This window comes from Herbaspirillum sp. Sphag64, assembly GCF_014192645.1.
Lineage (GTDB): Bacteria > Pseudomonadota > Gammaproteobacteria > Burkholderiales > Burkholderiaceae_D > Herbaspirillum.
This window is the reverse complement of record NZ_JACHYE010000002.1, coordinates 139,341-157,721: the sequence shown is the minus strand read 5'-3', so window position 1 is coordinate 157,721 and position 18,381 is coordinate 139,341. Positions and strand designations below refer to the sequence as shown.

Sequence of the window (18,381 nt, the reverse complement as noted above, 5' to 3'; positions counted from 1 at the left end):
GAGCTGTCATGTCTGATCTCGACACCACATTGCGCCATGCCGGTGACATAGAAATTGCCCGCTATGCCGACGAATTGGCACAGGAGTTGGCGCTCACCGCCGCCGAGGTGGACCAGAGCGGTGCCTTTCCGCATGCGCATTTCGCCTTCTTGCGCGAGCGGGGTGCATTGACGCTGACACTGCCAAGTGAACTGGGCGGGCAGGGGCAGTCACTGTATGGTTTGCTGCTTTTTCAGGAGCGGCTCGGCAGCGGCAGCGCGGCAACCGCGCTGACATTGGGCTGGCATCTGATGGCATTTGCCTATCTCAGCTTCGACCTGAAATGGTCACGCGCCAATTTTGAGCAGCTGTGCCGTGATGTTGTCGAAAAAGGCCACCTGATCAATATTCTCGTCACCGAACGCGAAGGCGGCAATTTATTGCGCGGCGGGCGTCCTACTACCGTTGCCAAGCGGGTCGATGGTGGCTATCGCCTGCGCGGCCAAAAGGCGTTTTGCTCCGGTGCCCCAGAAATTCGACAAGCCGTCGTCTACGCCTGGATCGAAGAGCAACAAAGGACTGGCGAATTCATCGTTCCCATCCATGAGCAAGTTCGCATTATCCCGAGCTGGAATACGCTCGGCATGCGCGGTACCGGCAGTCATGACATCGCCTTCGACGATGTGTTTGTCCCCGCAAGCGCGCTGGCTAACACGATCGAACCCGGCAAGGCCAGCAGCTTTACCACCGGCAGCCGCGTTTTTGGTCTCCAGATTGCTGCGGTCTACCTTGGTGTGGCGCAGGCGGCACGGCGCTTTGCGTTGCAATTTGCCGCGGCCCATCCAGCCAGCAACGCACCCGGCGTGATTCTGGACCTGCCACAGGTTCAGCAGCGAATCGGCGAGATTGAGTATCAGATCGGCGCTGCCAAAAACCTGCTCTATGGTCTGGCCGACCGCTGGGAGCGCTACGAGCACATTCGTCACCGCCTCGATAACGAAGTCGGGATCGTCAAATCGGTCGTCACCAACCACGCTGCCAATGTGGTCGATCTGGCCATGAAGATCGTCGGCGGTCACAGCCTGTCACGCGAGCTGCCGCTGGAGCGTCTGCTGCGGGATGTACGCTGCGGCCTCTTTAATCCGCCGCACGATGACATGGTCTTGTCGCGTCTGGCACAAGATGCTGCCAGCAACATCCGACAGAGCCTGTCGACCCAGTCCGGTGAAGTCGTCAATATCATTGCTCAGCAAACTGAACCGGTAGCCGTACCCGTTTAACGCGCACGCCAAGCCGCGCCAGCAAGACAGCGCTGCGTCAACCCCAGCCGCCGACGAATTTCTGACGATATGGCGCGACCTGTTTGACGGCAAGACCGTGAATGTTGAAGGTTGATATTTCGATATCAAGGCTGCCAAGCGTGCTGCGCAGCTTGGTCGTACGGTGCGCTTTGGCGTGCGCTTTCAGGTGATCGTGCGCGAGACCGAAGTGCAAACCTGGGCTGCTGCCGAAGCGTTAATCAGCCACCTCACCGACGAAGACATCGCGCAGGCGCAACAAAACTTCAAGTCCATGGCCTCGGTAGGCCAGTAACCCCTTGTTGCCGGGTAAGCAGCCAGTGACGATTCGCCAGCACTCATTTACTGGTGGGGCATTTGATGTGCGCGCTACTGCGGCGACGTCGGCATCCTGAAGCGGATTGGATGCCTTCAAGTACATGAAAAAAATGGATATCCATGTACTTTTTACTTCGTAGTAAGCCATTGATCGCGATGCTAAAGTTGTAGATCGAATTGCAGCAGGCATGGCCTATAAGGCGATTGCCTGCGCAATGAACGGACTTCATTTACCGATCAGGCCATGCACGCAAAAACTCTCTCCCGTTTTATCCTTGCCGCTTCCATCAGTCTTTCTTTTACGCTACTTCATGCTCAGGTATTAACCATTGGTACCACCCCGGGCGTACTGAACGACTCTGTCGAAGTGGCCGCGCGTGAAGCCAAAAAGCAAGGTCTGGAAGTGCGTGTCGTCGAGATGACAGACTGGACCACTCCAAACGTTGCACTGCAGTCTGGCGATCTCGATCTGAATTACTTCCAGCATTCCGCTTTCCTGGAAAACGCCATCCGTGATCGCGGCTACAAGTTTGCCAAGGCTGGCTATGGCGTGCTGCCAAACATTGGTCTGTTCTCGTCTCATATCAAGACACTGTCCGATCTGAAAGACGGCGCGACTGTTGCAGTAGCGAATGATCCTGTCAATCAAGGCCGTGGTCTGCTGCTGGTAGAGCGTGCCGGTCTGATCAAACTCAAGCCAGGCATCGGCAGCAAGGCCACGCTGGCTGATATTGTCAGCAACCCCAAGAAACTCCAGTTCAAGGAAATCGAAGGGCCACAACTGGTGCGAGCACTCGATGACGTTGACCTCGCGCAAGGCTATCCAGCCCATTTCGTCGCCGCCGGTCGTCCTGATATTGCCAAGAGCGGCTTGCAGTATTCGACCGTGGATGATCTGCAATACGCGATCGTCTTCGTCGCCCGCGCCGATAAAGTCAACGATCCACGGATTCAGAAATTCATCAAGATCTATCAGGAGTCACCTGCCGTACTGGCCAAGATTGACGCGCTCTATGTCAACGACAAGCGGCTCTACAGTCTGGCATGGCAAAAGAAGTAATCGCCTGATAGCGGCTTTTTTAGCTGCATTTCCACTGTCTTTCCCCTTGACCGTTTTATCTGTTTTCTGGAGTTGTTCATGAAGCTTTCCCATCTGTTCGCCATTTCGCTGACGGCCTTGTCCGTCTTCAGTGCCCATGCGGCTGACAAACTGCGCATCGGCGTGGTGCCCGGTGCCTATGCCGACTCGATCGTTGCTGCTGCCAAGGAAGCCAAGGCGCAGGGGATTGATGTTGATGTCGTTGAATTCACTGACTGGACCACACCAAACGTCGCCGTCGATTCAGGGGATCTGGATATCAACTACTTCCAGCATCAGCCTTTCCTCAACAACGCCATCAAGCAAAATGGCTACAAGCTCGCCAGCGCCGGCACCGGCATTCTCGCCAACGTCGGTCTGTATTCACTCAAGCACAAAGCGATTGCCGAGGTACCGCAGGGCGGTAAAGTGGGGATCGCCAACGACCCGGTCAACCAGGGGCGTGGCCTGTTGCTGCTGCAAAGTGTCGGCCTGATCAAGCTCAAGCCGAACGTTGGCTATCTTGGCACCATCAACGATATTGTCGAGAACCCCAAGAAACTCAGCTTCGTCGAAGTCGAAGGACCACAGCTGGTACGTATCACACCTGATGTCGACATCGCACAGGGCTATCCGCATTTCATCGTGGCAGCCAAGGCATTCAATCCGTCCAGTGGTCTGGCGTATTCGGGCATTGAAGATGCACGCTTTTCCATTCAGTTCGTGGTCAAGGCCAGCCGTACACAGGACCCGGTGGTACAAAAATTTATCCGTATCTACCAGAACTCTCCTGCGGTGAGGGCCGATATCGACCGCGCCTTTGCCAACGACAAACGCCTGTACACGCTGGCCTGGCTCAAGCAGTAATCCAGCAGCAATCCAGTCAGACCACTTTACAAGGAAACACCGGATGGCACTCTCAATTACCGCCAGGCAGTCTCTGCACAGCCCTGCCGTGCAGGAGACGCAGGCGCGAACGTTGCATCGCGCCTCACCCACTGCGGCGAATGACACAGCCACTGCACGTGGCGCAGTTGCCTTTCGCAATGTCGGCAAAACCTACCAGTCGTCGGGGCGATCAGTGCAGGCGTTGGCAGACATCAGTCTTGAGATTTCGCCCGGTAGCATCTTTGGCATCATCGGGCGCAGCGGGGCAGGCAAGTCCAGCCTGCTGCGTACGATCAACCGGCTGGAACAGCCAACGCAAGGACAGGTGCTGGTCGATGAGATCGATATCGCTACGCTCGATGATGCGCAACTGGTGGACTTGCGCCGACGCATCGGCATGATTTTTCAGCACTTCAACCTGCTCTCGGCCAAAACGGTGTATGACAATATCGCGCTGCCGCTGAGGGTAGCCGGTGTTGCCAAGGCCCAGATCGACATCAGGGTGCGTGAGCTGCTGGCGCTGGTTGGCCTGCAGGATAAGGCTGACGTTTATCCCAGCCGCCTCTCGGGTGGACAAAAGCAGCGCGTCGGTATTGCCCGTGCGCTGGCCAGCGGCCCGGAGATTCTTTTATGTGACGAAGCAACCTCGGCACTCGACCCCGAAACCACCCACGCCATCCTGCAACTGCTGCGTGACATCAATCGCCAGCTGGGGATCACCATCATATTGATCACGCACGAGATGAGCGTCATCCGCGAGATCGCCGATCAGGTTCTGGTGCTGGAACAAGGGCGCATTGTCGAGCATGGTGAGGTCTGGAAAGTCTTTGGCAATCCAACGCACGCCGCCACTCAAGCCCTGCTGGCGCCACTGCAACATGGTTTGCCAGATGACCTGCAACAATCTCTCCTGAACGACAAACCAGCAGGACGTACCAGCCGTGTGCTGCAATTGATCTATCGCGGCGCCGACGGACTGGAGCCCGATTTCCCGCGCATTGCCGAAGCACTCGGTGGCAAGGTGCGTTTGCTGCATGGTGGAGTCGACCGGATTCAAGGTCATACCCAGGGGCAGTTACTGATTGCCCTGCAAAGCACCGCCAACGCTGCGGATTGGACAACCCTGACGCAAGGCCCGCAAGCCATTGCACATGACATCAAGGAGCTTGGATATCTTGCTGAACCTGACTATCTCCATTGACCGCTACTGGAACGCGCTGCTGGACACGCTGATGATGGTCGGTATCTCCGGTGCGGTTGCCTTGCTCGCCGGTGTGCCGCTGGCGATCGTATTGATTGTCACAGCACCCGGAGGCTTCCTTGCCTCACCGCGCACCCACCGGCTGCTTGGCGGGGCGATCAATGGTTTTCGAGCAACCCCTTTTATTGTTCTGCTAGTCGCGCTGATCCCGTTTACCCGCCTCGTTGCTGGCACCACCATCGGTGTCTGGGCCGCCATCGTACCGCTGGCGATTAGTGCCACGCCATTCTTTGCGCGGATTGTCGAGGTCAGCCTGCGCGAGGTTGATCCCGGTCTCATCGAAGCCGCACAGGCGCTTGGTTGCAAAAAATGGGACATCGTCCGCCACGTCTACCTGCCCGAGGCGCTCCCCGGCATCATTGGTGGTTTCACCATCACGCTGGTTGCCCTGATCAGCTCGTCGGCCATGGCCGGTGCTGTCGGCGCAGGCGGCTTAGGCGATCTGGCGATCCGTTACGGCTACCAGCGCTTCGACACACAGGTCATGCTGATCGTGATTGCGGTGCTGATTGTGCTGGTGACCGTGGTACAGGTTATTGGTGACCGCTATGTACGCTGGCTGCGTGGTCGGTGAGTTGACGGTAAAAGCAGCCTGACACGCGCTGTTACTGCACTCCAGCAACGCCGGGCAGGAAGTCGGTCCCGGTGCGCTTAACCAGCTCCGCATAGGAGATCGGCTTGCCAGCCTTTGCCTCATCCGTATTCTGTATCCAGTACGCCCAGGCGCGTTTGGTCGTTGCATCAAACACCAGCTTGAACAGATACGCCGGTACTGCCACTTTGCCATCGCCAATCGTCGCAGGTGTTGGCGCAAACACCGGTCCCGAGATCACATACACATCGCCTGCTGCCCGCATTGCGTAATTGCGGGTTGCACGTTCGATGCCTGCCCAGGATTTACGATTATTGACCGGTGCCTGCGGCACCATGTTCGCCAGCGAGAACGACTGCGCCATTGCTTGCGCCGTCGGCATATCTGCCGCAGGAGCCATATGGCCACGGTCATAACCACTGGCGCGGTAGTCATCGAGTTGTGAGCGCTCGGCGAAGGGGAGTCGGGCTTCAGGGTAGAAGCGGTTGGTGCGCTTCTCATCCAGCGCATCGTTCAATTGCGCCCGGTTGAGGCGCTCTGCGACATAGAGCGGGGTCTTGGTTTTTCCCGCGTGCATGACCGCGAATGCGTCAAAGCAGAGTGCGCGCGGTTGCCACTGCTGAATCTCCCGCACGACCGGCGGCGCACCATTGGCGAAGAATTGTGGACATTGCGTGAAGTCGATTTTTTGCGCCGACGCAAAAGAACTGACGGCAAACAGCAGAGAGACACCCCATTTTTTGAACATGTTGAAACCTGTATTTTTTTATTTGTCTATCGGAAAGGTACGAATTCTAGGTGATAGATCAGTTCTTGTGTCGCTGCAACGCCATAGAAATGCCTACGCAGGCGTTTGCGCGCTGATTTGCGCGTTATTCACAGGACGACAGGGTGTTGATTCGGCTTGGCACGGAAGGGGGTATTCGCGGAAACCCGCTACAGAATTGGCTTTGAAGTGTGTGTGTAGAAGGTTTTCCACAGGCATATCCACAAAATCTGTGGATAAAGTCGATGAGCAACGAGAGACATCAACGGGGCAACGGCGTCACTAGCACGGTCGTAACAAGCACCGTGCAAGCCCCTTCCTTCGTTAATTATTTACTCATCCCAAAACTTGTTGAGCTGCGCGATATGTTCCTCGGACACATCACGCAGCATCGTCGCTGCTGCTAGCGAGAGGCGATACAAGTTGGCGCTATCGGATTTTCCAATCGATGACGCCGCCCGCGCTGCTGAATCAGCATCAATGTCGGCATCCTGATTGAGCTCATTGACCAGCTCGCAGGCGTAAATGATATGCAGGCAAGAGGGAATGCCTGCACTGACGTCGCGGGTGAGTTCAATGAAGTTGGCGAATTTTTCCTCACGACCGTTGAGATACCTGAATCGAGGTTTAAATCGGGCCTCCTTTTTATCTGGTTTTACCGAGCGCATCAGGATGACGAGCTCGGTCTTCCCTCTCAGAACCGGGTCCGGATACCGACGCCGACCGTCCGTCCAGAACCGATGGCAGCGTAATGGTCTTGCAGATACATGGCATACACATCGGTACGCTTGGACAACGCGTAGTCATAGCCGAACGAGACTGTTTGCCGGGTCTGATCGAGGCCACCGGCATCACGTGAGTAGCCGTAGGCGGCCAGGATTTTACCGGCGCCGAGTGGCACCGCCACGCCAGTCTCCCAGACATTGACGTGGTAGCTTTTATTGAGAACAGTATTGTTGGTCAGCGTGTATTGCGCATACAGTTTGACTGCTGTGAAATCGTAGGAGGTGGCGAGCTGGGTCGCGCTCTGGCTTTGCATGCTGCTGATCAGGTTGGTCAGATCAGCCGCGGAAGAATTGAAGCTGGCATATTGGTAGGTAGCACCCGCAGCCAACGGGCCATTCTTGTACGACGCTTGCAGCGCCATCTGTTTGCCGGCGATGGTGCTGTCGTCGAATGCATACATGGCATTGGCGGAGAATCCTCCCATGTCTGGTGAGTAGTAGGCGACGGCGTTGCTCCAGGAGGTGCCACCGACGAGTCCCTGATCGGTTTTGTAGGTCGGGTAGGTGCCGAGGCCGGAATATAGCTGGACGATGGTGGGCGAGAACGTGAACGAGGCATAAAACGGGTTGAACTCACAGGACTGCAGATACAACAGGCTGCTGCGCCGCCCAAGGGCGATGGTACCCGCCGGTGCGGTCAGGCTGACATAGGCATTGCGCGATAAAAACGTATCGCCATTAAAGCTACCATAGGCACCATTTTGCGGACGGAAAAAGCCCTCCAGCACAAAGCTTGTTTTATAGCCACCACCAAGGTCTTCCTGCCCACCCATACCCCAGAACGAGGTAGACATACCACCGCCGCCTTGCTGCCAGCTGGATGCTGCACCCGGTGTTTTTTGGCTTCCTACCCAGGCATCGACGATGCCGTATAGCTGTACGCTTGATTGCGCCTGCGCCGCAGCGCAGTAGCCGATAGGGGGACACAACGCCAGCAGCCAGAAAATACGGTAGAAGGGGGTAAGACAAGCCTGTTTCTTGCGCATGACAAATCCTCTTTAAAAAAATTGGACGATGGAATGCCTTCCCCCTGGTTGGGGAGAAAGGCGGGAATGGTGTAGTGGTTACCGAAGGTTGAGGTGCTGACGAAGGCGGTATCTGTCGTCTATCGCCTATCGCTTATCGGTAGTGGTGTGATCCAGCTGCGTGACTACGACGATTGTCGTTCCAGCGTCTGGCGTTGGTGGGTGCCGAAGGCGGCTTTGGCTTTGTGGAACAGGTAAAAATAGAGCTTGATATATTGCCCGACCAGAATCGCATTCATGAAGGTGCCTTCACGGATGAATTTGGGGCCACCCAGAAACAGCAAACCGATCACTGCACTGAGCAGCAGCAAGCTACAGTCAAAGGTGGTCTTGATATCGCCCCATTTGCGCCCGGTCCGTTTGAAGACGGTGTTGACGAACATGTCGATCGGCATCAGCACCAGGTTGGCGCGAATCATCAGAAACAAGCCAAGCGCCAGCGCGGCATCACCAATCGTCAACAGCAGCAGGCGCAGAGAATAGCTTTGCAAGTGGATCGATTTGGTCAGCATCAAATTCACATCCAGACAGGCGGCCAGGACGAATGCGGGGATCAGGGAGGCGAAGTTGCTGAGCCTGAAGTCCTTGCGGGCGACCAGATAGGTTAGCAACAGCATGAACATCTCCAGCATGAAATTGTAGGTGCCCTGCGTCAGCGGCGGGTACACCAGTGTCATCGAGCGGGTCAGACTGCTTTGCGGTGAAATGCCGATGTCGGCTCTGATGGCCAGACTCAGGCCGAAGGTCAGAATGTAAATGCCGGCGAGATAGGTGATCCAGCGTCGTTTCAGACTACCGGTATCGATGACTTCTGCTTCCCCTGCGTGGTGTGCCATGATCGCTCCTCGTGTCTTCCTGCTGTTTTTGCTGTTTTGCTGTTATGTGATGGCGTTGGGCTGCCTGATCTTGCCTCACTGTATTGGTGTTTGCTCGCTCCCTCGCGTCAACATTGTCGTCGGCTGTCGCAAGGGATGATGCCTCCGGCCAGTGAAAGGTGAGCACACTGGCCGGTTTTCTCCTATGGCATCGGTATTACGCCATAAAACCGAAGCGATCGAGTGAAATAAACAGGGTCAGCAATTTGTTGACCACCGGTTCACCTTCATTGCGGTTGCCCAGTTCCTCCAGCGCGGCATCGATACTGCGAGTGGCCGTGATCAGATCAGTCAGGTTCATGTTGGCCATGACGCCATAAATCTCCAACGGTAATACTGCTTTGACCCGCTGGTTCTCGGTCACCACGCAACCGCCGGCATAGGCGTCGACCTGCTTGAGGCTGTAACACATGTCGGCACTGTCCTGACCGACAGCGACAAAGTAAGCCTTCGGTGCGGGCCAGAAGGTGGCTACTGCGCCACGGTCTACGAAGACGCCCTTGAACAGGCCATTGACCACATGGCGCTTGTCCTTGGCATAACGCTGCACGACCGTGATACGGTTGTATCTGACGCCGTTGATTTCCGGCACCACCTTGCCATCCTGGTACGGTACCCAGACTTCCTGGAAGAACTTTTCATGGCCGCGGCCATAGACGTCAAACAGATAGACCTTGGCCTGCTTGCCATCGGCAGAGATTTCCAATGGTGTCAGATCGAGTTGTTGCGGCGTCAGATCGACCAGTCCCGGCACTGGTTTTTTGGCCATGCCGGAATAATCCAGATCAGACTGCTTGAGCATTTTGCGATCCTGCGCCACCAGCTCGCCATCCTTGAAAACAAAACGCGGATTGATCTTCGACAGGCTATCGGTCAGCACGATGTCGGCAAAACGTCCCGGTGTGAGTGAGCCGATCTTGTTATCCATGCGGAAGGCCCGCGCAGTGTACAGGGTGGCCATCTTGATCGCCTTGATCGGATCAATCCCCATCTCGGCACACAGGGAGACGATCCAGTCCATATGTCCCTTGGTCAGGAGCCGGTCGACCGAGATATTATCGGCACAGAGCTGAAAGTTCTCTGCCGGCCAGCGCCGTTTGACGATAGCGCGCAGCATGATCTTGATCACTTCCGGGCTGCCGACGCCAAACTTGATCTGAGTCTGCAAGCCATAGCGCACGCTTTTTTCGATATCGTCTTCTTTCCAGACGTCGTGGTTAGCAAAGGCACCGATGGCGGGCATGTAATTCAACATCATTTCTGACAGCGTGGTCACACCCCAATGGGTATTCATGAAGCCACCCTTGGCCCGGCCCAGCGCCGATTTGCGGAAATCATCATCGTTACCGACGCTGTAGGTCAGATGCGCCAGCTCACCGAGACCGATCACCGGCTCCATCTTCAGCAGGGCATCGGTGACTTCCACTGAGGTCTTTTTGCCCGGTGCAAAGGCATAAACGCGGTAAGGCAGGCGCTCATGGTTTTTGAACAGTTGCTCGGTCGCCGGAATTGCTTCAGGGCCAGCAGCGCTGACAAAGTCGAGGCATTCGGAAAAGATGGTGGTAGTACCGCAAGGGACGATGGCTTCGGCAAAGGCGGCTGGGTGTGCCAATTGCGCGTCGAAGTGGACGTGTGCGTCGATCAGCCCGGGGATCGCATACAAGCCCTGACCGTCGAACACCTGCCGTACCTTGATCTCGGTTTCATTGGGATTCAAGGCAATGATGCGTTGGTCATACACCAGAATTGACCCTTGATACACAGACTCGCTGTGGACATCGAGGATATTCAAATTCTTCAGGAGCAGATCGGCCTCCCGTTTGCCGTTGAGCACCTCGAAAATGGCGCGCACTTTGTCGTAATGTTCTGCAACCAGACCTTCTTGACCAGCTGCGGTGACGTTTCTTTCACTGACTTCTTGATACATGGCTGTCTCACTTTCATCAAATAGTTTTGTTTGCTGCATGCCGCACCGAACCAACTGACTTGACAGCATCGCTGGCAGCCGGGGCGAAGCCCTGACGCCAGAATCCGTGTTTATCCGGTTGTCGATTCAGTCATCAACGATCACGACTGATGCCATTAAAACCGAAGTGAGTGCTTCTAAAAAGAACCATTTTTTGCTCGGAGTGTGCACTTTTCGAGTACGATAAGCCGAACTCAATGGGGACAACCATGTTGCATTCCAGACTGCTGCGTTATCTTGATGAAGTGGCCCGTTCCGGCTCCATCCGTGCTGCCGGCGAGAAACTGCATATCGCGCCGTCGGCCATCAACAAACATTTGCTACAGCTGGAGGAAGAGATTGGCGAGCAGTTGTTTGAGCGCCTGCCACGTGGTTTGCGGCTGACAGCCGCGGGCGAGATTCTGCTCGCCCATGTGCGCAGAACTATGCTCGAATACCGTCAGGTGGAAGCCGAAATCCGTGACCTCAAAACCATGGCAAAAGGTGAGGTGATCATTGCCACGCTGACGGGGCTGGCCAGCGGCATTGCCTCGGCTGCGGCAGCCAGTTTTGGGGCACAGCATCCGCACATCAAGATCACGATCCGCGTCATGTTCATGCGCGAGATCCATGATGCACTGGTCAATGGCGATGCCGATCTGGGACTGAGTTTTAATTTGCCTCCTTCGCCGCAGCTGGAGTGTCTCTGGGAAATGGATACCACGCTGGGTGCAGTGCTGGCACCGATGCATCCGCTGGCACGCATGGAATCGGTGCCGCTGGCGTATTGCACGCCGTATCCACTGATCTTCGCTGATCGCTCCATGCTCATGCATGGCATCGTCGCAGACACCTTTGCGGAGGCGGGCTTGCCTTGCGAGCCTGCGTTCAGCACCAACTCGATCGAAACCATGAAGCGACTGGCGGCCAACGGCGATGGCATTGCCTTTCTTAGCAAGTTTGATATTGCCGAGGAATACCGGCAGGAGACATTGGTGTATCGGCAGATTCGCGACCGCGCCTTCAGCAAGAATGTGCTCTCGCTGGTGCGCCGGGCGAAGCGCGAACATGGCTTGGCCAGTCTGTTGCTGGCAGAAGAGATAATGGGCGTGCTCAGGGCCACCAGCGGCGGATAAGGTGTTGGCACAGGACGTTAAACTTGCTTACCTGTTTTCTGGATTGATTGTTGTTGCCCGACGACGCAAAAAGCACAATCTGCTCAACTTGCCGCTAATATAAATGCTACGTGGCATTTCGCTGGTCGATATGGGCCAGTATCACTGGCAGGTCAGGGCCGACATTGCTAAGAATATGCAGTATTGGTTTTGTATTGCGGTCAAGTAACTTCCCAAGCAGTTGCTTTCATCCATTATCAAACGAGGTACTTCATGCGCAGACGTTATTTCCTGCTCACTCTGGCCGTTCTGGCAGGTACGGCGGTGATAGCCAAAGCCAAAGTGATCTGGGGCGGGATGCCATGGAATGGGCCGCCCGCCAGTCCACCACAGCCGGTCATTGCCGATGGCTGGAAATTTTTCACCACCGATGAAGCTGCCTTGGCAGAGGCCATTGCCGAGCGTCTGATTCCTGCTGACGAACTGAGTATCGGCGCGAAAGAAGCCGGCTGTGTCGTCTTCATAGATGCCCAGTTAGCCGGCGACTATGGCAAGGGAAGCTATCTCTATCTCGACGGTCCACTCAAGCAAGGTCTGCCGCAAGCCGGGCCACAGTTCAAGGACGGCCCGGCAACGCGCTGGCGTGTCGGACTCGCTGCTCTGGACAAGGCGGTACGCGGACAATACCAGGGCAAGCGATTTGTCGAGCTGTCACCAGACAAACAGGATGCCTTGATCAATCAGTGGGAAGCTGGCAGCCTCGCCCTCGATGGCGTGGATGCCAAACTCTTCTTCAATCTGGTGTTGTGGAACGTCCGTGAAGGCTACTTTGCCGATCCCATTTATGGCGGCAACAAAGACATGGCGGGCTGGAAGCTGGTCGGTTTTCCCGGAGCCCAGTACGACTTCCGCGATTACCTCAATCAACCCGGCAAAAAACTGGATATTCAACCGGTCAGCTTTATTCGCAAACAATCGTAAATTTCACTATCACTCGGGAGTGCTGCATGGCGAATAAACGGCCCAAAGTGGATGCGGTGATCGTTGGTTTAGGCTGGGCAGGATCATTAATGGCCAATGAACTGACCGACGCCGGCCTGAACGTGGTGGCGATCGAACGCGGCGCATGGCGCGACACCAGTACTGACTTTCCCACCACCATCGATACCGATGAATTGCGCTATGCTCGCCGGCGAGAGTTGTTGCAACCGTTGAGCGTGGAGACCATGACCTTCCGCAACAAGCCCTCGCAAGAGGCTTTGCCTTTGCGTGAGATGAACACCTATCAGTTCGGCTGGGGTGTCGGTGGGGCGGGATCGCACTGGAACGGCATGACCTGGCGCTTCCTGCCGACTGATTTTGTTACCTACAGCCACACCATCGAGAAATATGGCAAGAAACGATTCGTCGAGGGTTTGCAGGTGCAGGACTGGGGTGTTACCTACGACGAGCTGGAACATTTTTACGACAAATTCGAGCGCATAGCCGGCACTTCCGGCAAGGCCGGTAATATTGGTGGCAACAAAATCGATGGCGGCAATGTTTTTGAAGGGCCGCGTCAACGTGATTACCCTTTGCCACCACTGGCCCGTACCCAAGCCTCACTGCTGTTTGACAAAGCCGCCAAAAGTCTCGGCTGGCATCCCTTCCCGGTCCCTGCGGGTAATACCTCCGGTGCATACACCAATACCCTTGGTGTGAAGATGGCACCGTGCACGTATTGTGGTTACTGCGAATTCTTCGGTTGCGGTAACTGGTCCAAGAGTAGCCCGCAAGCCTGCGTATTACCGGCGCTGATGATGCGCAAGAATTTTAGCGTTATTCCCAACGCGGAAGTGCTGCAGGTGAATCTGACGGCCGATAAAAAAATGGCCACCGGTGTCACTTTTATCGACAACGAAGGACAAGAATGGGAGCAACCTGCCGACATCGTGGTGCTGTCGGCCTATCAGTTCGACAATGTGCGCCTGATGCTTTTGTCGGGGATCGGCAAGCCTTACGATCACACGACTGGAGAGGGCGTGGTGGGGCGCAATTATGCCTATCAGACCATTTCGGGTGCATCAATCTGGTTCAAGAATGAAACCCTCAATCCATTCATCGGTGCCGGTGCGCTGGCACAGGCGGTTGATGATTTCAATGGTGATAATTTCGACCATAGCAAAGAAGATTTCATCGGTGGCGGCACCTTGCTGATTCATTCCACCGGTGGTCGTCCTATCGGGTTGACCGGCGGCGTGCCGCCCGGGACGCCGCAATGGGGGGCGGAATGGAAAAAGGCCTATCAGAAGGCCTACCAGAACTACAACTCGATCTATGTCATGGGCAACAGTTATCCGCACCGTGATGTGTTCCTCGATCTCGATCCGACCTACAAGGATCGCCATGGTCGTCCGCTGCTGCGCGTTACCTTTGACTGGAATGAAAACGACAAGCGCATCGGTAAATTCATGGCTGATCGTTCCATGGACATGGCCGATGCACTCGGGGTTGAAACCAAACATCGCAGCGAACCGACGGCCGAGCCATATACACCGATGACCAATCTCTCCTCACACACCACAGGTGGTGCCTGCATGGGCGATGACCCACGCACCAGTGCGGTCAACAAGTATCTGCAGAGCTGGGATGTTCCGAATACCTTTGTGTGTGGTGCGTCGGCATTTGCCAATAATGGTGGCTATAACCCGACAGGAACCGTCGCCGCACTGACCTTGCATGCCGCACAGGCAATCCGTGAGCAATATCTCAAATCCCCAGGACCCTTGGTGAAGGTGTGACATGGTGACGACACAAAACAAGCCCCCTTCAACAAGCAGGCGATGGGTCAAGTATGTGGTGGCGCTTTTCGTGCTGGCGCTGATTGTGTTGCTGGGCTTGATGCAATGGAGAAGCGCGCAGCGTAACAGCACGGTAGCCGATACGGCCTTGCTTGATCAGGTCACACAATATGATCTGGCGCATGGCGGCTCAAAAGACACCGTGCAACGTGGTAAATACCTGGCGCAGGCAGCAGATTGTATTGCCTGCCATAGCGTTCAGGGAGGCAAGGATTTTGCGGGTGGCTTACGCATGGCGACTCCTTTTGGCGTGATCGTGTCGAGCAATATCACGCCAGACAAAGAACATGGCATCGGCAGCTGGAGCGAGGAGGAATTTATACGCGCCATCAAGCAGGGTGTAGCGCCGCACGGCAAACTGCTTTATCCCGCCATGCCTTACAACCTGTATGCCGTGATATCAGATCAGGATATCAAGGATATCTTTGCATACCTGAAGAGCATCCCGCCGGTACCGGAAGCTGCACCACCGACGCAGTTGCCATTCCCCTTCAATATCCGGCAATTGATGTTTGGCTGGAATCTGCTGTTCTTTAATCCCTCACCGTTCAAGCCCGATTCGGCCAAATCGGTGCAATGGAATCGTGGTGCTTATCTGGTCGATGGTGTCGGCCATTGCGCCGCCTGCCATAGCGGCAAGAATCTGTTAGGTGCCAACAACGATTACTTGCTTGGCAATGATCTCGAAGGCTGGCATGCGCCTGAACTCAGTGGCAACACGTATCTTGGTATCGGCAGCTGGAACGTACAGGAGACCGTCAATTATCTTCACAATGGCGGTAACCGTAGCAGTGTGGCCGCTGGTTCGATGGGGGAAGTCGTCAGCAATTCGACGCAATACCTGAATCAGGATGATCTCAAGGCAATTGCCGTCTATCTGAAGAGTCTGCCCGGCTCCGGGCAGACCGCACCGGCTCCGCTGGCACAAACGGATCAGACGATGCTGCTGGGCCATCAACTGTTTCAGGTCAATTGTGCCGCCTGCCATGCCAGCAATGGGCAGGGTGTGGATGCCATGGTGGCATCGCTGGCCAATAGTCCTGGCGCGCAGGCACCGGGTGCCAATAACCTGATTCGTGCTATCTTGCTCGGCGGCAGAGGGGCAGCGACGCAGACCAATCCCACGAGTGCGCAGATGCCAGCCTTTGCCTGGAAATTATCCGATGTCGATGCGGCAGCCATTGCCACTTATGTCCGCAATACATGGGGGAATGCCGCATCTGCTGTGTCTGATAAAGATGTCGCCAGCCTGCGGACCAAACTCGGCGCTGCGCCCTTGTTGGTGCACCGTTAACAATGAACATATTCAGCGACCTGCATGTTGTAGGAAGCGCAAAATGGGGCGGCGGCCAGCTGACATTTGCCGGGTTTGATGATGCAGGATATCGGAATTCGCTTGAGATAGCGCTAGACAATGTCGTCCTCGACGCAACGCCACCGACATTTTCCCGCGGCCGCAATGGTGCTCCAGAACAGCTTCCTGCGGCAACCCATTTTTCCTTGGGCCGGAAGCGGTGAGTTTTACATCCAGCCTGATGGCTTCATCTGCGCGTGACGTGACGATCAGCGGGATGGCTGGGACTTCGGTTCCGCTTGATTGTGGAACGGATTTTGTTCCATTGCGGACGGTACTCCCGGTGTCGCCTGTTTGAGGTGGGATGACTGTCTTCCGCTTAAGTATTCTAGTTAAAATAAATAGCTGCGCTGATTGCTTGAAAGCGTCGGTACTGCTTTGTGGGATAGGGTCAAGTCAGGGGTAAGGTGGCCTGGCTCGGTTTGGGATTGGGTTGCATGTCCCTGGGCAGTTGTTAAAACAAACTGGCAGCTCGGGAGTCAGCTCGAATGGCTGATTTTGTTGCTGAGTGTGCAAGAGAAAAACAGAGAACGGAGAGAGGTAAGCGCCATATTTCACCTCAAAACTGAGTCATGTCGACTAGTCATGTTCAAGAGGGCAATCCGGGATGTCCCGCCAGGACTGGCGCTACGGACAAAAAAAATCCCAACCACAGATGGTTGGGATTTTGAGTTCTGGTGGTGTGAGGGGAAGCGAGCGTCTGCGTTTTGTGCGAAGTGGATGGAGTATTTTTGTCAAAAAATAAACTTATTCTATGATTTTTCCAGACTAGATTGTAGGTCATAGTCGCCCAATTTGTATTGGGATACTTTTACGATGACAAGGCAAGTTTCTCCGGTACATACGGTCTCAGTATGAAATCTTAGTTACCCGAACCTAACTCGGCTAGTCTAAGCGTGCCGACTTTTCTCATTGCTGCCAGGAGAACCAGACTCGCCGATGCACGCAACGCACCGACATCACCTTCTGGAAACGTATTTCGAAGGGCCGTCTCCACCGCTTTCCAAGCGTATAACTTACCCTTAACATCCGCTACAGGTAATTGAGCAAGCTCCTCAGTCACACGCGAAAGTTTCTGGGCATCATCCTTAGTGGGAAACCATGCGGTTGGCCAACCTGGCGAACCGTAATCAGTATAAGGACCGAAATACCCGATCCGCAAGAAGGTCAACTTGTACGCCAGTGTAGTCACCGCAAAAATCCGCTGGAGATGTTGCTGCCATTTTTGAGGATCGATCCGAAGGGATCCATGAGCCGACGTATTGCGGAGTTTCTTCCAGTGCTGCAGCTCCATTTGATTGACTAGTCCCAGTTTCTGCAGTTTTTCCAGTTTGTCCCGAGCGCGAATTGACTTAATGCCGCTCATTGAACCTTTCATACGGCCTCGGGACTTCTCACGTATGGTGGTCAGAGAATTAATAACGTCTTCCACCACCTCTACTTCCACGATGATCTCGGGATCAATTTCCTCTAGCTCCGAAAATCCTTCCTTCAACAGCGCTTCAATTGTTACGCCGATCACGAGACTGATTTCGCCGATGGCCAGTCCCTTAAGATTGAACAACGCACCTATGGCGACGGACAGCTGCGAAAATTCCTCGCCCTTGGCATTTTCACTTGAATGAACGTAGTAGGAATCAAACAATCGGAAAAAATCTAGCGCGTTCTCGCGAGCTTGCAGCGGTTCATCGACTAAGTGGTTTAGCGCAGGCCTGTACGGACTTAGTTCGAAATGTACCAGTCCATCTTGAACGTACTCCAGCATGACCCACGATGCGGGTACGGCCGTAGAGAACCTGATCGCCTCTAACAGTCGGTGTTCGAAGCCCAACGGTGCGGTATCGAAAAATATCGCTGTGACTTGGGAGTGAGTAGTCTTCTCCTTCCATTCGCGATATTTCAAGTGCATCCGAGCTGTGCGAGCCTCACCTTGATCTCGTTTCCAACGGGATTGTTCTCCGTCCAGTCCCTTCTCGATAGTATTCGTGCCATGAGTTAAAGGAAAGGGAAGTGTCTCCAGAAAAACGAAATTGGCTACTGTCTGGGATGCTTCGGTTATTGGGCGTAATGTCGACAGGAAGTCCGGTTCGAAGGTAACTAATGTCCCCGTAGCATCGAATTCAAGCCCAATAGCAACTTTAGGATTGCCCCATGCTGTTCCATCTAGGGAAATTGCTTGAAGACGATAGAAATATGAATCTGGAATAATTTCGCCGCTAACCAGTTGCTGGTCATCCATTAGTTGCCTGAATGTATCCAAGG

General features: G+C 55.0%; 16 protein-coding genes and 1 pseudogene. 10 read left to right on the top strand and 7 right to left on the bottom strand.

Annotated elements, in window-relative coordinates; genetic code table 11:
- Nucleotides 1–8 precede the first annotated feature (8 nt).
- Nucleotides 9–1,259 carry an acyl-CoA dehydrogenase family protein gene (locus tag FHW66_RS05680; protein ID WP_183378801.1) on the top strand — a complete coding sequence of 417 codons (1,251 nt, stop codon included), beginning with the start codon at nt 9–11 and terminating at the stop codon, nt 1,257–1,259.
- 121 nt (nt 1,260–1,380) lie between these two features.
- Nucleotides 1,381–1,569: pseudogene (locus tag FHW66_RS21195) on the top strand (alkanesulfonate monooxygenase); the annotation flags it as partial.
- On the opposite strand, the gene FHW66_RS21190 reads toward FHW66_RS21195, so the two are convergent.
- Complete coding sequence (locus FHW66_RS21190) at nt 1,495–1,743, bottom strand: hypothetical protein (protein ID WP_183378800.1); 249 nt, start codon at nt 1,741–1,743, stop codon at nt 1,495–1,497. The pseudogene FHW66_RS21195 and the gene FHW66_RS21190 overlap by 75 nt on opposite strands.
- A gap of 96 nt (nt 1,744–1,839) precedes the next feature.
- Here FHW66_RS21190 and FHW66_RS05665 point away from each other — a divergent pair, with 96 nt between their 5' ends.
- The 4 genes from FHW66_RS05665 to FHW66_RS05650 all read left to right on the top strand — a co-directional run bounded on the left by FHW66_RS05665 (nt 1,840) and on the right by FHW66_RS05650 (nt 5,396).
- Nucleotides 1,840–2,655 carry a MetQ/NlpA family ABC transporter substrate-binding protein gene (locus FHW66_RS05665; RefSeq protein WP_183378799.1) on the top strand — a complete coding sequence of 272 codons (816 nt, stop codon included), beginning with the start codon at nt 1,840–1,842 and terminating at the stop codon, nt 2,653–2,655.
- Between the two features lie 78 nt (nt 2,656–2,733).
- Complete coding sequence (locus FHW66_RS05660; RefSeq protein WP_183378798.1) at nt 2,734–3,540, top strand: MetQ/NlpA family ABC transporter substrate-binding protein; 807 nt, start codon at nt 2,734–2,736, stop codon at nt 3,538–3,540.
- Between the two features lie 43 nt (nt 3,541–3,583).
- Complete coding sequence (locus FHW66_RS05655) at nt 3,584–4,762, top strand: methionine ABC transporter ATP-binding protein (protein ID WP_183378797.1); 1,179 nt, start codon at nt 3,584–3,586, stop codon at nt 4,760–4,762.
- Nucleotides 4,713–5,396: a methionine ABC transporter permease gene (locus FHW66_RS05650; RefSeq protein WP_221196906.1), complete on the top strand. Its 684-nt coding sequence runs from the start codon at nt 4,713–4,715 to the stop codon at nt 5,394–5,396. The genes FHW66_RS05655 and FHW66_RS05650 overlap by 50 nt, the downstream gene beginning before the upstream one ends.
- 31 nt (nt 5,397–5,427) lie before the next feature.
- On the opposite strand, the gene FHW66_RS05645 is transcribed toward FHW66_RS05650, so the two are convergent.
- The 5 genes from FHW66_RS05645 to FHW66_RS05625 all read right to left on the bottom strand — a co-directional run bounded on the left by FHW66_RS05645 (nt 5,428) and on the right by FHW66_RS05625 (nt 10,792).
- On the bottom strand, nt 5,428–6,162 hold the full coding sequence (locus tag FHW66_RS05645; RefSeq protein ID WP_183378796.1) for a DNA/RNA non-specific endonuclease: 735 nt from the start codon (nt 6,160–6,162) through the stop codon (nt 5,428–5,430).
- A gap of 350 nt (nt 6,163–6,512) precedes the next feature.
- Nucleotides 6,513–6,848, bottom strand: coding sequence for a hypothetical protein (locus FHW66_RS05640; RefSeq protein WP_183378794.1), 336 nt, complete (start codon nt 6,846–6,848; stop codon nt 6,513–6,515).
- A 26-nt stretch (nt 6,849–6,874) separates the two neighbouring features.
- On the bottom strand, nt 6,875–7,951 hold the full coding sequence (locus tag FHW66_RS05635; protein ID WP_183378793.1) for a porin: 1,077 nt from the start codon (nt 7,949–7,951) through the stop codon (nt 6,875–6,877).
- Between the two features lie 164 nt (nt 7,952–8,115).
- The gene (locus FHW66_RS05630; RefSeq protein WP_183378791.1) at nt 8,116–8,826 is read right to left on the bottom strand and encodes a YitT family protein; all 711 of its coding nucleotides are present in this window, start codon (nt 8,824–8,826) and stop codon (nt 8,116–8,118) included.
- A 196-nt stretch (nt 8,827–9,022) separates the two neighbouring features.
- Nucleotides 9,023–10,792, bottom strand: coding sequence for an adenine deaminase C-terminal domain-containing protein (locus FHW66_RS05625; protein ID WP_183378790.1), 1,770 nt, complete (start codon nt 10,790–10,792; stop codon nt 9,023–9,025).
- A 248-nt stretch (nt 10,793–11,040) separates the two neighbouring features.
- Here FHW66_RS05625 and FHW66_RS05620 point away from each other — a divergent pair, with 248 nt between their 5' ends.
- From FHW66_RS05620 to FHW66_RS05605, 4 genes are all read left to right on the top strand, one after another.
- Nucleotides 11,041–11,946, top strand: a complete 906-nt coding sequence (locus FHW66_RS05620) for a LysR family transcriptional regulator (RefSeq protein WP_183378788.1) — start codon at nt 11,041–11,043, stop codon at nt 11,944–11,946.
- Between the two features lie 252 nt (nt 11,947–12,198).
- Nucleotides 12,199–12,906, top strand: a complete 708-nt coding sequence (locus FHW66_RS05615) for a gluconate 2-dehydrogenase subunit 3 family protein (RefSeq protein WP_183378787.1) — start codon at nt 12,199–12,201, stop codon at nt 12,904–12,906.
- Between the two features lie 26 nt (nt 12,907–12,932).
- Nucleotides 12,933–14,705, top strand: a complete 1,773-nt coding sequence (locus FHW66_RS05610; protein WP_183378786.1) for a GMC family oxidoreductase — start codon at nt 12,933–12,935, stop codon at nt 14,703–14,705.
- Between the two features lies 1 nt (nt 14,706).
- Complete coding sequence (locus FHW66_RS05605) at nt 14,707–16,059, top strand: cytochrome c (RefSeq protein WP_183378785.1); 1,353 nt, start codon at nt 14,707–14,709, stop codon at nt 16,057–16,059.
- A 922-nt stretch (nt 16,060–16,981) separates the two neighbouring features.
- Here FHW66_RS05605 and FHW66_RS05600 read toward each other — a convergent pair.
- Nucleotides 16,982–18,358: a hypothetical protein gene (locus tag FHW66_RS05600; protein WP_183378783.1), complete on the bottom strand. Its 1,377-nt coding sequence runs from the start codon at nt 18,356–18,358 to the stop codon at nt 16,982–16,984.
- Nucleotides 18,359–18,381 lie beyond the last annotated feature (23 nt).

Bases quoted from the DNA above. Each gene is read 5' to 3' on its own strand.
- FHW66_RS05680 (WP_183378801.1), top strand. From the start codon at position 9: ATGTCTGATCTCGACACCACATTGCGCCATGCCGGTGACATAGAAATT.
- FHW66_RS21190 (WP_183378800.1), bottom strand. From the start codon at position 1,743: ATGGCTTACTACGAAGTAAAAAGTACATGGATATCCATTTTTTTCATG.
- FHW66_RS05665 (WP_183378799.1), top strand. From the start codon at position 1,840: ATGCACGCAAAAACTCTCTCCCGTTTTATCCTTGCCGCTTCCATCAGT.
- FHW66_RS05660 (WP_183378798.1), top strand. From the start codon at position 2,734: ATGAAGCTTTCCCATCTGTTCGCCATTTCGCTGACGGCCTTGTCCGTC.
- FHW66_RS05655 (WP_183378797.1), top strand. From the start codon at position 3,584: ATGGCACTCTCAATTACCGCCAGGCAGTCTCTGCACAGCCCTGCCGTG.
- FHW66_RS05650 (WP_221196906.1), top strand. From the start codon at position 4,713: ATGACATCAAGGAGCTTGGATATCTTGCTGAACCTGACTATCTCCATT.
- FHW66_RS05645 (WP_183378796.1), bottom strand. From the start codon at position 6,162: ATGTTCAAAAAATGGGGTGTCTCTCTGCTGTTTGCCGTCAGTTCTTTT.
- FHW66_RS05640 (WP_183378794.1), bottom strand. From the start codon at position 6,848: ATGCGCTCGGTAAAACCAGATAAAAAGGAGGCCCGATTTAAACCTCGA.
- FHW66_RS05635 (WP_183378793.1), bottom strand. From the start codon at position 7,951: ATGCGCAAGAAACAGGCTTGTCTTACCCCCTTCTACCGTATTTTCTGG.
- FHW66_RS05630 (WP_183378791.1), bottom strand. From the start codon at position 8,826: ATGGCACACCACGCAGGGGAAGCAGAAGTCATCGATACCGGTAGTCTG.
- FHW66_RS05625 (WP_183378790.1), bottom strand. From the start codon at position 10,792: ATGTATCAAGAAGTCAGTGAAAGAAACGTCACCGCAGCTGGTCAAGAA.
- FHW66_RS05620 (WP_183378788.1), top strand. From the start codon at position 11,041: ATGTTGCATTCCAGACTGCTGCGTTATCTTGATGAAGTGGCCCGTTCC.
- FHW66_RS05615 (WP_183378787.1), top strand. From the start codon at position 12,199: ATGCGCAGACGTTATTTCCTGCTCACTCTGGCCGTTCTGGCAGGTACG.
- FHW66_RS05610 (WP_183378786.1), top strand. From the start codon at position 12,933: ATGGCGAATAAACGGCCCAAAGTGGATGCGGTGATCGTTGGTTTAGGC.
- FHW66_RS05605 (WP_183378785.1), top strand. From the start codon at position 14,707: ATGGTGACGACACAAAACAAGCCCCCTTCAACAAGCAGGCGATGGGTC.
- FHW66_RS05600 (WP_183378783.1), bottom strand. From the start codon at position 18,358: ATGGATGACCAGCAACTGGTTAGCGGCGAAATTATTCCAGATTCATAT.